This is a genomic window from Leptospiraceae bacterium, from assembly GCA_024233835.1.
Classification (GTDB): Bacteria; Spirochaetota; Leptospiria; order Leptospirales; family Leptospiraceae; genus JACKPC01.
Genome location: JACKPC010000001.1, coordinates 1047059 through 1061355 on the forward strand (window position 1 = coordinate 1047059; position 14297 = coordinate 1061355).

The 14297-nt window shown below is 39.3% G+C and carries 17 protein-coding genes; 13 read left to right on the plus strand and 4 right to left on the minus strand.

Annotated features, from left to right (window positions below):
• Positions 1-27 precede the first annotated feature (27 nt).
• The 4 genes from H7A25_04825 (at position 28) to H7A25_04840 (ending at position 4091) form a co-directional block, all read left to right on the plus strand.
• Entirely contained in the window at positions 28-987 is a 960-nt protein-coding gene (locus H7A25_04825; GenBank protein ID MCP5499201.1) for a prolipoprotein diacylglyceryl transferase, read from the plus strand.
• 13 nt (positions 988-1000) lie between these two features.
• Positions 1001-1837 (plus strand): diiron oxygenase, encoded by an 837-nt coding sequence (locus H7A25_04830; GenBank protein MCP5499202.1) that lies wholly within the window; start codon positions 1001-1003, stop codon positions 1835-1837.
• A gap of 95 nt (positions 1838-1932) precedes the next feature.
• Positions 1933-3174 carry a phosphatidylserine/phosphatidylglycerophosphate/cardiolipin synthase family protein gene (locus tag H7A25_04835; protein MCP5499203.1) on the plus strand — a complete coding sequence of 414 codons (1242 nt, stop codon included), beginning with the start codon at positions 1933-1935 and terminating at the stop codon, positions 3172-3174.
• Positions 3171-4091, plus strand: a complete 921-nt coding sequence (locus tag H7A25_04840; protein MCP5499204.1) for a pyridoxal-phosphate dependent enzyme — start codon at positions 3171-3173, stop codon at positions 4089-4091. Before H7A25_04835 ends, H7A25_04840 begins: the two co-directional genes overlap by 4 nt.
• On the opposite strand, the gene asnB is transcribed toward H7A25_04840, so the two are convergent.
• From asnB to H7A25_04860, 4 genes are all read right to left on the minus strand, one after another.
• On the minus strand, positions 4083-5948 hold the full coding sequence (gene asnB / locus H7A25_04845; GenBank protein ID MCP5499205.1) for an asparagine synthase (glutamine-hydrolyzing): 1866 nt from the start codon (positions 5946-5948) through the stop codon (positions 4083-4085). The genes H7A25_04840 and asnB overlap by 9 nt on opposite strands.
• Positions 5933-7339, minus strand: coding sequence for a HAMP domain-containing histidine kinase (locus H7A25_04850; protein ID MCP5499206.1), 1407 nt, complete (start codon positions 7337-7339; stop codon positions 5933-5935). Before H7A25_04850 ends, asnB begins: the two co-directional genes overlap by 16 nt.
• Positions 7340-7415: 76 nt before the next feature.
• Positions 7416-9638 carry a sodium-translocating pyrophosphatase gene (locus H7A25_04855; protein MCP5499207.1) on the minus strand — a complete coding sequence of 741 codons (2223 nt, stop codon included), beginning with the start codon at positions 9636-9638 and terminating at the stop codon, positions 7416-7418.
• Between the two features lie 407 nt (positions 9639-10045).
• Positions 10046-10417 (minus strand): DUF423 domain-containing protein, encoded by a 372-nt coding sequence (locus H7A25_04860; protein MCP5499208.1) that lies wholly within the window; start codon positions 10415-10417, stop codon positions 10046-10048.
• Between the two features lie 95 nt (positions 10418-10512).
• On the opposite strand from H7A25_04860, the gene H7A25_04865 reads away from it, so the two are divergent.
• The 9 genes from H7A25_04865 to H7A25_04905 all read left to right on the plus strand — a co-directional run bounded on the left by H7A25_04865 (position 10513) and on the right by H7A25_04905 (position 14254).
• Positions 10513-10908: an SMI1/KNR4 family protein gene (locus H7A25_04865; GenBank protein ID MCP5499209.1), complete on the plus strand. Its 396-nt coding sequence runs from the start codon at positions 10513-10515 to the stop codon at positions 10906-10908.
• A gap of 13 nt (positions 10909-10921) precedes the next feature.
• A complete protein-coding gene (gene copZ / locus H7A25_04870) occupies positions 10922-11131 on the plus strand; it encodes a copper chaperone CopZ (GenBank protein ID MCP5499210.1) in 210 nt (69 codons plus the stop codon).
• 578 nt (positions 11132-11709) lie between these two features.
• Positions 11710-11961, plus strand: a complete 252-nt coding sequence (locus H7A25_04875; protein MCP5499211.1) for a hypothetical protein — start codon at positions 11710-11712, stop codon at positions 11959-11961.
• Positions 11958-12356 (plus strand): type II toxin-antitoxin system VapC family toxin, encoded by a 399-nt coding sequence (locus tag H7A25_04880; protein ID MCP5499212.1) that lies wholly within the window; start codon positions 11958-11960, stop codon positions 12354-12356. The genes H7A25_04875 and H7A25_04880 overlap by 4 nt, the downstream gene beginning before the upstream one ends.
• Positions 12357-12565: 209 nt before the next feature.
• Positions 12566-12973 carry an IS200/IS605 family transposase gene (tnpA, locus tag H7A25_04885; protein MCP5499213.1) on the plus strand — a complete coding sequence of 136 codons (408 nt, stop codon included), beginning with the start codon at positions 12566-12568 and terminating at the stop codon, positions 12971-12973.
• A 124-nt stretch (positions 12974-13097) separates the two neighbouring features.
• Positions 13098-13349, plus strand: coding sequence for a hypothetical protein (locus H7A25_04890; GenBank protein ID MCP5499214.1), 252 nt, complete (start codon positions 13098-13100; stop codon positions 13347-13349).
• Positions 13346-13744 (plus strand): type II toxin-antitoxin system VapC family toxin, encoded by a 399-nt coding sequence (locus H7A25_04895; protein ID MCP5499215.1) that lies wholly within the window; start codon positions 13346-13348, stop codon positions 13742-13744. Before H7A25_04890 ends, H7A25_04895 begins: the two co-directional genes overlap by 4 nt.
• Before the next feature lie 209 nt (positions 13745-13953).
• Positions 13954-14151, plus strand: a complete 198-nt coding sequence (locus H7A25_04900) for a transposase (GenBank protein MCP5499216.1) — start codon at positions 13954-13956, stop codon at positions 14149-14151.
• Positions 14066-14254: a transposase gene (locus H7A25_04905; protein MCP5499217.1), complete on the plus strand. Its 189-nt coding sequence runs from the start codon at positions 14066-14068 to the stop codon at positions 14252-14254. The genes H7A25_04900 and H7A25_04905 overlap by 86 nt, the downstream gene beginning before the upstream one ends.
• Positions 14255-14297: the final 43 nt, after the last annotated feature.

Below are 14297 nucleotides of genomic sequence, written 5' to 3' on the forward strand. Positions count from 1 at the left end.
GAATGATATACACGGATCCATCCTTTAATGCCAAATTATAAATTTCGTATTCAAAACTGGTTACATAATCAAACCGGTATGCCTATTGTTTTATTTAAATATAAGAATATTCTTTTAATCCGTTTTGGACTTGTAAGTTCTATTTCTTTACTATTTGGACTTTTACTCTTTATTCCCCTGTTAGTAGGGCTCGGGATCTCAAAAAAAACGGTAAACTCCCTTCTCCTGTACGCTCCTCTAAATTTAATTCTATTTTCCTTTGTTCAAAGTATAATTTTATCATTTAAGAGTATTCTAAAAGATTATCGTTTTTTAAAAAACATTAGCTTTGGTTTTTTTGGTGGTTTACTCGGAGTAATATCTACCTTTATTTATTTTTCCTACAAAGACAACTTCAATCTGCTTGCCCTTCTGGATGGTTCGGCTCTTTTAGGTGGCTTTATACATGGTTATGCAAGAACTGCCTGTATTAATTATGGTTGTTGCCATGGAAAAGAAATTCCGAATTTCACAAGAGATCAGCTACATATTCTCTATACAGACCCCCTATCAAAAGCCATTCGGGTATCCCATTATTCACAAACTCCTCTTTACCCGGTACAATTATACGAAAGTCTCGGATGTATCGGGATTGGAATTTTCCAGCTTACAATGATATTGTTATTTTATATTCCCGGAATATTCTTTTCTACTTATTTAGTGCTATACGGACTTTTACGATTTATCTGTGAATTCTACAGAGGAGAAAAAGATAGTCCCCTATTTTTTAACTTATCTTCATACCAGTGGATTTCTCTTGCATTATTTAACCTGGGTATAATATTTTTCTTTTATTTCATTTTAAAGGGAACTCTATCCCGTTTTCCCTTTCAAGCGGTAGAATTTAATGATATAAAAGAGTTCCTTCCGTATATAATCGGAATGCCCCTTATCATGTTATTTTTTTATGGATTTCATTATAAAGCCATTGGGAAATGGTGTTCTTAGCATAGGAAGAAATATGAACTCACTCAACTGGAATAGCATACAATATGAATCAGAAGTTCCGAAGACTTTTTTAATCCCGGAACATCACTGGCCTCAGCTACTGAACACATCTTTAAGTTTAGAACAAAGAATTCGACTGAACCACCTGGCCAGCTATTTCATGTGTGAAATGTTTGTATATTTTGAAACTTCGATTATTCAATATATGGAATATAATAAAAGTAAAATCTTTCAATTCTTAACGGAAAAGCAATATACTAAGTTTATTTATGAGGAAAAAGAGCATATTCGGGCGTTTAAAACTCTATCTAAAATAATCGCTCCTGAATTATATTCCGAAGATAAACTTCAGTTTCTGCATCGTTCAAGCTTTGATTCTCTCATCCTGAGACACACTCCCCTGTCTTCTTTTTTCATGATGGCATTTTTGTTCGAAGAGATGACTCTGTTCGTTTTTCCTGTCATGCAAGAAAAATTGGATGAAAGCTGGAAACCCGTTCTGGATGTAATGGACTTACATGCCAGGGAAGAAAAAAGCCACGTTCGTTACGATAGAATTGTAGTGGAAGGGGTAATCACAAAGCGTTCATTTCTCAGAACACAGTTTGAAATGTTGAGTCTCTTACCTTTAGTAGCTTACTCTGATAAAAAGGTTGCTCTTGCCTGGAAAAAGGCAGCGAAGTATTTTGCCATCAAAGAAAACTTGAATGCAACACAGTATAAAGAAATCAAAAAAAAGGGTATGTCGAAATCAGATAGGATGGGAATAAGCTCGTATATACAAAAAAACGAGCAAAAACCCGTACCCGGACTTTCAAGTCTTTCTTATGCTTTATCAAAATTGATATAGTGAAAAAAGAATTACTTTATTTTCCGAAACCCCGGCAAAGGATTCGAATACTCAAATACTTGATACAGTCTGCCAGAGAAAATATTATCCTGCAAATGTATTTATTTTCAGGAAATGGAGAATTAAGGACTTTGCAGATGATAGAAAAGGCTTACCCCTGGGCACATACAGTAGCAAAGTGGCTTATCGAAAAAAAAAGACAGATTCCTGAAATCCAAATCATTGTTATATTGGATACCCAGACAATAGAAAAGGCTTCCCTTACCCCTGTAAAAATTCCACCCCTCACCCGCCACAGGCTCGAGTCGGAAGGTATTATTGTTTTAAACGCGAGTCTTAGAGAAACCCTATATAATAAAAATAGAAAATTTCCGAAGATCTGTCGATTTCATGAAACCTGGGATAATAATAGACCTTACACCAAATCAGACTGGGTTTCCCTACAAAATCGCTGGCAAAGCCTGCACAATGTAGAAGACCATAGAAAAAACCTTGTCATAGATTCAGGGAAAGCCGGTTTGATTTTTTCTCACAACATCATCGATCAGGCTTATCTCTGGCAGGAAAATACATTTCTTTTACGTGGAACTATGGCTTCAGAACTCTGGAATATAGCTTTAGTTTCCCTTAAAAATGCTCTATCTCTTCCTATTCTTTTCTCCGAAGAAGAATTGCAATTAAAATCCCTTTTCACAAAAGAAACTGAACGAAAATCCCAAAACTATAACTCAAAAAATAAAATTCTGGAATCCGGTCCTGTAATCTTAAAGACAGTTATAAAAGAAATACATAATATAACAGAAAGCCATATTACGGAGATAATCCTGGCCTCAACTTATTTCTCCGATTTGAAAACCTTAGAAGAACTCTTACTGGTTTCAAAAACGGTTCGTCTTCGTATACTGGTGGATAATTGTCATGCCCTGGCCCTAAAACCTTTTCTTCGTTTTCTTTTACGAAACACGGTAAATCTTTCCTGTATTCATACCTGTAGAAAGAATGAAAATGTAGAACTAAGACTATTTCCCTCAAGACCTACAGAAATGATGCATTGTAAAGCCATTGCTTTTTTAGGGAAAAAAGCTTCCCTGATTGCCGGTCAGGCAAACTATACTCCGAACTCCTTTTCAGGGGCCTGGCTCGAAACCAATGTGTATACAGAGGATAAAAAGATTTTAAATCAATTTCAAAAACAATTTGAAGAACTTTGGAATCGATCTGAACTGATTCTCCCGTATAAAAAAATGAAACTCTTGCAGTCTCTTAGAACAAAAATTCATGCTTATTTCTTTCTCTTTATTCTCCGCATATTTGATTGGTTCGGTTTTCGCTATTGAAATCTTTTATTCAGGTTCCGACTCCGCTTCAATACTTAGAAAAGGTTTCTGAGTATCTCAGAACACCCGTCTGGATAAAACGAGAAGACTTATTTTCCTATTACTCGGCCAGCGGAAGTAAGGCAAGAAAACTGGCTAAAATTCTGCCCCTGCTAGAAAAAGAATCTGTAACAGATATCATTACAGCCGGAACTACAGGCTCTCATCATGTAAATGCTACAGCTAAGATCGCAAAAACTTTCGATTTTAAGGTTCATGCGATATTTCTAAAACAACCTTATTTAGACTATTCTTATGCAATTTATCAAAATACCTGTTCTCTGGTGCAGGACATTTCTTTTTCTATAAATGAACTAAGTCTTGCTTTTCGGGCTTTATACCTCTATCATAAATTAAAAAGAGAAGGGAAAAGACCCTATTTTCTCTTTCCCGGCGGAACCAATGCGGGAGGTATTTCTGCTTATGTAGAAGCCGGCTTAGAACTTTTACAACAGCCCGTACCTGTAGATTACCAGGTTTGTATCTATGGTTCGGGTGGAATCACAGCCGGTTTGCAACTCGCAAGGCAGTTAGAACCTTCTCTTCCTCCTATCTTTAGTGTTCAGGTTTATCCCGGTTTCTGGAATGGAAAGTTATATATTCGAAACCTCGCAGGCTTATCACAGGTAAAATATGGAATTACGTCTTATGGAGATACAGATCTATCTATCAGCTCTTCTTATATCGGAAAAGCTTATGGAACAGAAAATGAATCCTGTAAAGAAGCTATTGAAATATTTCAAAAAGATAAAATACAACTGGATCCCATCTACATGGCAAGAGCCGGACAGGCAATTATTGATTTAGCCAGAAAGAAGAACAATGCAAAGGGTCTTCTACTCTGGTATACATCCCCGGCTTTTAATTCTCTATATTGAAGGCGGAAGAGAGCAGAGATTCCCTCCACAGAATAAATGATACCAGAGTTGCGTACTCACTACTCCCGATAAACCCACCTGTAGTAAAGGATTGCTGAAATATCCGGAATGATTTCGTGAATACAAATGTTTTTCAACCAATGCAGGTTCAAAGAAGCCGGTGAATCGAAGAGATTCGGGTGATAAAAGCTCCTCCACCCAATTAGGACGTGCCTTTCCATGAATAAGAGGTTCTGCCCGAAACATGTGCTTTTTTCTTTGGGCTGTTTCTTTACTGAGATAGCGTTCTGCTACTTTTCTCAGTATCCACTTGTTTGTTAATCCCCGGAACTTATAAACATCCGGAATTTGATTTGCAAATTGAAAAACCTGTGTATCTAAAAAAGGGTATCTCGCTTCAATAGAAGCGGACATAGAAACCCTGTCTCCCTTGTCTATCAAGAGATGTCCGGCTAAGAGCCACTCATAGTCCAGATGTAAGGAGTTCTGTAATTTACTTCTTTTAACCTGGTAATTCTTTGTGAGAGGATAAGAGATATTATTAGAAGAATAAACTTTGTCTTTAAACTCTTTTGAGTAAAACAAATCTCGTATATGTGAAAGAAAAAGAAAGAGTGGGTACTGGTTAAAGCTTCTAAAAACTGCAGTCTTTTGTATATTCTTATTCGAAAAATACATTTCCATTCCCTTATATATTATAGTTCGAATGAACGGATTCATAAACCTGTGCCAGGGATAACCTCCGAAGGCTTCATCGGCCCCTTCACCTGTAAGCACTCCCTTCCTGCCATCTTTTTTTACTTCTTTGGCCAGTAGTTGTAAGCATATATTCGCATGGTCTAATACGGGCATTTCAGCAGCATATACAGCGGCGGGAAAAGCAGAAATAATGTCTTTCTCCTGAACATCTAAAACTATATGTCGAATGCCAAGTTTTTTAGCAGTTTCTATTGCAAAGCTACTCTCATCTTTTCCTAAACGAATGCTATAGGCACTTAAATCTTTTCTTTTTTCAGAAATTGTAACTTCTTTTGCCATAGCTGCAATCAGGGAAGAATCCACCCCTCCGCTCAAGTAAACTCCTATATCCGCATCGGCCTCGAGCCGCCTGGCTACAGACGAAAGCAAAAGAGCATCCAGCTTGTCTATAAGTTTTTTCTCAGGTTCTTTATGCAGAATAAATTCATCTTCCGACGAAGCTACATATTTCTCCAGTTTCCTATCTTTTCCGTCTATGTGCAGGTAGAAACCTGGAGGAATAGAAAATATATTTTCAAAGCAGGATTCTCCCGGACTCAGGGCAAGACCGCTTAAAATATGGTCTAAAGCAAGGGCGGCGGGTTTTGGGTTTATCTCTCCGGATGCCAGAAGGGCTTTTATTTCCGAAGCGTATAAAAGCCAGTTGTTGTGATAAGTATAATACAATGGAACAATACCAAATCTATCCCTGGCTAATAGTAAAGAACGGCAAGTCTTATCATAAAAAGCAAAGGCAAATTGGGCTTCTGCATTTTGTATAAACTTGAGACCTTCGACTTCTAAGCCTTTTTGAAAAACCTCCGTATCAGAGAAAGTATGAAAATGAATGTGGGATTTGCTTAATCTTAGCCTGTCTTCTTTAAAAGAATATAATTCCCCATTATAAGAAAAACAGGAAGAATTTGTTTGCATCGGTTGATTCCCGCCTTCTCGGTCCCTGAGAATGAGTCGTCTGACTCCCGTGGCATAACCGGGTTTTGAGTAAAAGTCTTCTTTTTCCGGTCCCCTGTGTTGCAAAGCAGTAGCCATTTTTTGAAGCACTTCTTTTGGGAAGGTTCTTTGTTTTAATAGATCATAGGCCCCTAGGATTCCGCACATGGAATTTCACTTTTGGGAAGTAAAAGACTAAAAGTACTACCCTTACTGAGTTCACTTTCTACAGAAATTTGTCCCTTGTTTTTCTCTATAAGTTCCGCACAGAGAATAAGACCTATACCGGTTCCACGTTCACCTTCAGTGCCTTCTGTTTGAAAATTATGTTCTAAAGAAAAGATCTTATCCAAATCTTTCTTTGCTATACCCTGACCGTTATCCCTAATGTTAATACGAATACAGTACTCTGTTTCCTCTAAGTCTATTTCTATCTTACCGTTCAAATAGGTAAACTTTATTGCATTTCCTATAAGATTGAAGAATATGGTACTTAGAGAATTTTCATCAGCATATAGAAATAACTTCTTTTCAAAATTCCTATTTATGGTAATATTTTTCTTGTCTGCCCTGCTTTGCAAAAGGCTTATCACATTTAAAAGAAGAGTATTTATTTCGATATTTTGAGGATGGAGTATTAGTTTTCCATCATGAGCCCTGGACCATTCCAGAAGACTATTTAGCATAGTATAGGTATTCTGTGCAGAATTGTGAACATAGCGACTATAGGTTTTTACATCCTCAAGACTTTCCTCTTCAGCATCTTCCATTAGAATTTTCGAAAGTCCTAAAATTTCGTTGAACGAATTTTTCAGATCATGAGCCATGATAGAGATAAACCTGTTTTTCATGGAATTCATTTCTGTAAGAGAAAAAGCCTGTGTATTTAATTCTTCATTTTTCTCCTGTAATTGAAGATTTTGTTTTACAATCTGTTGTTTTTGCTTTTCTAATACTTGATTTACTTTTGCAAGCTTAAGAGCATTGAAGAAGATGATTCGAAAATACTGATACCGCAAACCAGAAATTGTAATAGCAGCAAGAGCAATAGGTAAAAGAATTAGCCAGTAGGTAATATACTTAGAAAAGTTTTCAGGATTGAAAAGATAAGCAAAAAGAACATTAACAAGAAAACCGAATACACAGTTAAACAGACTATGCTTATAATGCCAGAATAAGAGTATGGCCGGTGCAATAATAATAGGAATATTAGCAAGTATGCTGGCTATTAAAGTATCAAAATTTTTGCTGAGACTGCTGGCTGCAAAACCTGCCGATAAAAAAAGAGACATCCAGATAGTATAAGCAAATACTTTAGCAGAAATTTTCTTTCTGAATAGTAGATAAGCCGTAATAAGAGTTGGAAATAAAGGAAAAAAACGTATATACACATTTTCCAGACTACCTCTTTCTTCGATGATAAAAGCCGAAAAAAGAGTACCCGGTATATAAGTCATCATCCCGATGAAGGCGGTTATATAGGCTGAGCTAACAAGCTTCCTGGAATATTGTTCATTCCAGATTTCAGCTTCATCCTTCAATTCAAGTTCTCTGTCCATTGGCTTTCCCGCTTTTTCAGGGAACATTAAAAAAGCGGCTTCAAGCAAATAATCGATTGAAACCGCCTGTATATTTTTACTGCATAAACTTCATGACCTGACCCATGTAAGGGGCCAGAGGTGCAACCACAAGGGCTACAACTGACATAAGCTTGATTAAGATGTTGATAGAAGGACCGGAAGTATCTTTCAGAGGGTCACCTACCGTGTCACCTACAACAGCAGCCTTATGAGGCTCGGAACCTTTTTTATAGTTCTTACCGTTGATATCAATTCCACCTTCGAACATTTTCTTTGCATTGTCCCAGGCACCACCCGCATTGGATTGAAAAATCGCCATAAGCACACCGGAAACCGTTACACCGGCCAGAAGACCGCCTAAAGCTTCTGCACCAAAAAGAAAGCCCATCAGCACCGGTGAAAGAACAGCTAATAAACCCGGCAGCATCATTTCACGAACAGCCGCCTGAGTAGAAATCTCCACACACTTTGCATATTCAGCTTTTCCATTAGCTTCTTCGAAGATAGCTTTTTCCTTAGCGTCCATCTTTTCCATCTGGTTGTCGTATTTACGCATTAGCTCCAGGGCTGCTTTCAGTTGGGGAATCGAAGCAAATTGACGACGTACCTCGTTAATCATGTCCATAGCAGCACGACCTACCGCACCCATGGCCATAGCGGAAAATACGAAAGGAAGCATTCCACCAATAAAAAGACCGGCCATTACCCAGGGGTCAGCCACGTTGATGGTCTTAACATTTGCCTGTTGCATGAAAGCGGAGAAAAGAGCCAGAGCAGTCAGGGCTGCCGAAGCAATGGCAAAACCCTTTCCGATAGCAGCTGTAGTGTTTCCTACTGCATCGAGCTTGTCGGTACGTTCCCTGACTTCTTTGGGAAGATGAGCCATTTCCGCGATACCACCCGCGTTGTCTGAAATAGGACCGTAAGCGTCGACTGCGAGCTGAATACCGGTATTCGCCAGCATTCCAAGAGCCGCAATAGCGATTCCGTACAGACCTGCAAGCATATAAGCACCTACGATAGAAGCAGCAATCAGTAAAATAGGAATAGCAGTTGAATACATTCCCACACCCAGACCGGCGATGATGTTGGTAGCAGCTCCGGTAGTGGACTGTTTTACGATGTTGACAACAGGAGATTTATTAGTTCCTGTATAATGCTCGGTTACGATACCTACCAGTAGGCCGGCAATCAGACCGATAATCGTTGCCCAGAAGACACCCCAGGCGGTGTAAGTACGGGCTACACCGGTTAAAACATCTGCAGATGTCCAGGTTTCCGGAAGACCGACTTTCACTAAAGCGGCAGTTGCAGCAATCATCAGGGCAGATGCAATAAAGTGACCCATGTTCAGGGCTTTCTGAGGGTCTCCACCTTCTTTCACTTTCACGAAAAAAGTACCGATGATGGAACAAACAATTCCCAGACCGGCAATATAAAGAGGAAGGTAGATACCTTCAAAACCCATTACACCACCACCGGCTGTAGCAGCTCCTACGAAGCTCGTAGCTAAAACCATAGAACCGAGGATAGAACCCACATAGGACTCGAAAAGGTCAGCACCCATACCGGCTACGTCTCCCACGTTATCCCCCACGTTATCGGCTATAGTTGCCGGGTTTAAGGGGTGGTCTTCGGGAATACCGGCTTCCACTTTTCCTACCAGGTCAGCACCCACATCAGCGGCCTTGGTATAAATTCCTCCACCCACACGGGCAAAAAGAGCGATAGAAGATGCACCGAGGGAGAATCCGGAAAGGATGTTCAGAACCCGAATAATTTGCTTGCCTGTATCGGCAGAACCGGGCTCTATGAATATGTGGTTATAAGCAACAAAAAGGCCACCCAGACCCACAACTCCCAGACCTACCACGTTCATTCCCATTACAGAACCACCGCTAAAAGCTACTTCAAGGGCTTTTACGAGACCTGTACGGGCAGCGTTAGCTGTACGGTAGTTCGCCTTGGTAGCCACTCTCATGCCGAGATAACCGGCCAGAGCTGAACAAACAGCACCCACGATGAAAGAAACGGCTACAATGCTGGAAGAAAGTTTATTATCAGCAGTAATACCGAGGATAACAGCTACTACGAGCACAAAAATTGCGAGAATTTTGTATTCCGCTTTTAAGAAAGCCATCGCTCCATCATAAATATAGGAACCTATATTCCGCATGGTTTCATTGCCGGCATCCTGTTTTTCAACCCAGGAAGTACGCCAGAAACCAAATAAAAGAGCAAGCACACCGGCAACCAGGGTCAGATAAACATATTCCATTCACACTCTCCTTTTGATTCAATCCTTAATAGTAATAGGAAATTACTTTTTAAAAAAAAATACCCAATATTTATTGGTGATTTCTCTTTTTAGAATTCGGACTCAAGGAATCAGCCAATTAGCCAACCGCTATCCATTTCATCGAAATATTTGGGGTTTGTCGGTAAAATCGTCCGAATCTGAATACAAGAAAATCGTCTAATGAAGCATTATTATTTGTAAGAAGAGGAGTCAATCTTTTTGTAAAAGGTTCTGGATTATTATAAGAGCCCTGTCTGAAAATGAAGCTACAGGCTCTTGCAGCTAATAGATAAGCCTATTTTAGACACACTGTAAGCCCGGCCCGGAATATAGAAGCATCAGTGCTGCCCCTTTTTCCTACCGGGGTCGCGAGTCGGGGTATAAATTTATCTTCGAGTCCTGTATTCTCCGAGGGTGTGAAAGAGCCAGCCACTCAAAAAAAGAACGCCTCCTATAGGAGTTATGGCTCCAAAAAGGCCTTTCCCTGTAATAGCAAGGGTGTACAGACTTCCCGAAAAAAAGAATAGGCCCAAAGTAAAGCAATAAGAAGAATATTTAAAAGCCGAATCTCTTGTTCTTTCATAGGCATAAAAAGAAAAAAGAAGAGCAAAGGTGTGGATAAAGTGATAAAGGTTCCCGGTTTTAAAAACCGAGAGCTGGTAAGGACTAAAAATACCTTTCAGAGCGTGGGCTCCAAAAGCTCCCAATGCGACAGCTAAAAAACCGGAAAGGCCCGCTAAGACAGGAAGATATCTCATCATAATTCCAGAAAAAAAAATATTTCCCCACAAAGAAACCCGTTTTTAATTGGTACCAGAACATTCTTATTTTAAAGTTCGCATAGGAGAATAGAATGAGTTCAAAAAATATTGAAGACTTAATCCGAGGTTTTGATAGGTTAAATATGCATCCCGGCACTCCGAGATATACACAGAGAGAAGTGGAAGAGTTTGAAAAGAACGCGGGTTGTAAGCTTCCACCCGATTACAAGAAAACCCTGCTGGCCGGCTACATTGATAAAGGAACCTTTCACTTTCTGCCTCCAAAAAAATACGATAAGGATTCTTCTTTTGTCGTTTTCGGCAAATGGCATGATGATATCTTTCTTTTTGATACCAGTGCGAACACAGAGGATTACCCGGTTTATGTCAGTATTGGAGATGATAGGCCGGAAAAGAAATTTAATAATTTCTATGAGTGGTTAAAAGCAGCTTTAGAGTCGGTTTCATCCACAAACTATCCGGAATAAGAGGAGATTTAAAATGGCAATAGAAACAATTATAGTTGAAGGAATGAGCTGCCAGCATTGTGTGAAAGCAGTTACGGGAGCAGTACAGGCTCTTAGCGGTATTCACTCGGTAGAAGTGAGTCTTGAAAAGAAAGAGGTTAAAGTAGACTTCGATCCATCCAAAACTCTTCTACAGGCGATTAAGGATCAGATTGAAGAAGAAGGATATACAGTAAAAAGCTAAAAAATTACCTACCTTAAAATGTGGCTAAGAAGAAATTTCTTCTATCATTAGAATCATCTAATTTTACCTATCCCCCGGCCCCTTTCCTGCGAGGAAAGGGGTGGCTATGTCTGGAGTATAATTCTGCTATATTTAGAGAATAGTGCTGTTATACTTGAGAATACTCTTACCTATCCCCCAACCCCTTTCCTACGAGGAAAGGGGAGTGAGAGGAGGTGATGGGTTAAGGAAAAGGAAGCGCCCGGTTGTGGACTGAAGAGAAAGAAGCACTCACTCTCCTTAACCTCTAACTAAAGTCAATGGCCCCAAATACTACTGGGCAAGAGGCTATGCTGCATTTACAGTGGATAGAAGCTCTTTTCAGAGAGTTGCTATATATATAGAAAAGCAGGAAGAACATCACAGGAAAGGAAAACTCAATCAAGAGGAAGAGCCCCCTTTCCTTAACCCATGACTTCAAGCCGTGGGTTAGGGAGAAGGCAGAGAGAGAAGCAGGTAAAAACCATGGTGAAAACACCACAGCACATACTGGAAAAGATACATAATAACATCCCTACAGGGAAATAACGGAGAAAAAAATGGTAAGAGAAATCATCACACCCCAAACGAAAACGATTACGATTGAAATCCCGGATGAATATATCGGAAAAACAATTGAAGTTCTGGTATTTGATATAATTGCGGAAGTAGAAGAAATAGAGAAAAATGGAAGAAATCAACCGATCAAGAGAAGTCTTGAACGTTTCTATAAAAGTCTGGATATGTTTACGGATGATTTTATTCCAGAAAGGATTCAACCGGATTTGCAGGAAAGAGAAGGTTTTACATGAAATATATGCTGGATACAAATATTTGTATATATACAATTAAGAAAAAACCAGAAAGTGTTTTCAAAAAGTTGGAATCAATTTCTCAACAAGAGATTGTAATATCTTCTATCACTTTGAGTGAACTTTTTCATGGTGTGAATAAAAGCCAAAGACTGGATAAAAACCAAATAGCCTTGCTTGAATTTATATCTCCTTTTCAAGTCGTTTCTTATGATAAAAAAGCAGCAGAGGAATATGGAAAAATAAGAGCATTCTTAGAAAAGCAAGGAACTCCTATTGGTTCGATGGATTATCTTATTGCTGCTCATGCAATTTCTTTAAACTGTGTTCTTGTTACCAATAACGTAAAAGAATTTAAGAGAATTCAGGGATTGAAAATCGAAAGCTGGATTTAATACCATGACTTCAAGCCGTGGGTTAAGGAGAAAGAAGTGGCACGAGCCCACGCCGGCTGAGCGATGACGTAAGTCTGAGTCGAAGCCAGGCGGATTAGGAAAGGGTTGAGGAACACACGACCCCAGTTGTGGACTGAAGAGAAAGAAGCACTCACTCTCCTTAACCTCTAACTAAAGTCAGAGGTTAAGGAAAAAGGAAGCCTTATGTGATGAGAAGAAACCATGCCTACCATGAACTGAACTATCATCTGGTTTTTGTTACGAAAAACCGGGAGAAGTGGCTGGATAGAGCCGCTCTGGAAGAGCTAAGAGAGTCCTTTTCTGAAAAAGCAAAAGAGCTATCGCTTCTCCTTCATATCGTGAACGGTTATGAAGATCATGTGCACCTACTTGTTTCTGTACCTCCAACTCTAAGTATCGCAGAGGTAAGTAAGTTTCTAAAAGGCTACTCATCCCGAAAGCTCGGTTCCAAATACTACTGGGCAAGAGGCTATGCTGCATTTACAGTGGATAGAAGCTCTTTTCAGAGAGTTGCTATATATATAGAAAAGCAGGAAGAACATCACAGGAAAGGAAAACTCAATCAAGAGGAAGAGCCCCCTTTCCTTAACCCATGACTTCAAGCCGTGGGTTAGGGAGAAGGCAGAGAGAGAAGCAGGTAAAAACCATGGTGAAAACACCACAGCACATACTGGAAAAGATACATAATAACATCCCTACAGGGAAATAACGGAGAAAAAAATGGTAAGAGAAATCATCACACCCCAAACGAAAACGATTACGATTGAAATCCCGGATGAATATATCGGAAAAACAATTGAAGTTCTGGTATTTGATATAATTGCGGAAGTAGAAGAAATAGAGAAAAATGGAAGAAATCAACCGATCAAGAGAAGTCTTGAACGTTTCTATAAAAGTCTGGATATGTTTACGGATGATTTTATTCCAGAAAGGATTCAACCGGATTTGCAGGAAAGAGAAGGTTTTACATGAAATATATGCTGGATACAAATATTTGTATATATACAATTAAGAAAAAACCAGAAAGTGTTTTCAAAAAGTTGGAATCAATTTCTCAACAAGAGATTGTAATATCTTCTATCACTTTGAGTGAACTTTTTCATGGTGTGAATAAAAGCCAAAGACTGGACAAAAACCAAAAAGCCTTGCTTGAATTTATATCTCCTTTTCAAGTCGTTTCTTATGATAAAAAAGCAGCAGAGGAGTATGGAAAAATAAGAGCATTCTTAGAAAAGCAAGGAACTCCTATTGGTTCGATGGATTATCTTATTGCTGCTCATGCAATTTCTTTAAACTGTGTTCTTGTTACCAATAACGTAAAAGAATTTAAGAGAATTCAGGGATTGAAAATCGAAAGCTGGATTTAATACCATGACTTCAAGCCGTGGGTTAAGGAGAAAGAAGTGGCACGAGCCCACGCCGGCTGAGCGATGACGTAAGTCTGAGTCGAAGCCAGGCGGATTAGGAAAGGGTTGAGGAACACACGACCCCAGTTGTGGACTGAAGAGAAAGAAGCACTCACTCTCCTTAATCTCTAACTAAAGTCAGAGGTTAAGGAAAAAGGAAGCCTGATGTGATGAGAAGAAACCATGCCTACCATGAACTGAACTATCATCTGGTGTTTGTTACGAAAAACCGGGAGAAGTGGCTGGATAGAGCCGCTCTAAAAGAGCTAAGAGAGTCCTTTTCTGAAAAAGCAAAAGGGCTACTCATCCCGAAAGCTCGGTTCCAAATACTACTGGGCAAGAGGCTATGCTGCATTTACAGTGGATAGAAGCTCTTTTCAGAGAGTTGCTATATATATAGAAAAGCAGGAAGAACATCACAGGAAAGGAAAACTCAATCAAGAGGAAGAGCCCCCTTTCCTTAACCCATGACTTTAGCCGTGGGTTAGGGAGAAGGCAGAGAGAGAAGCAGGTA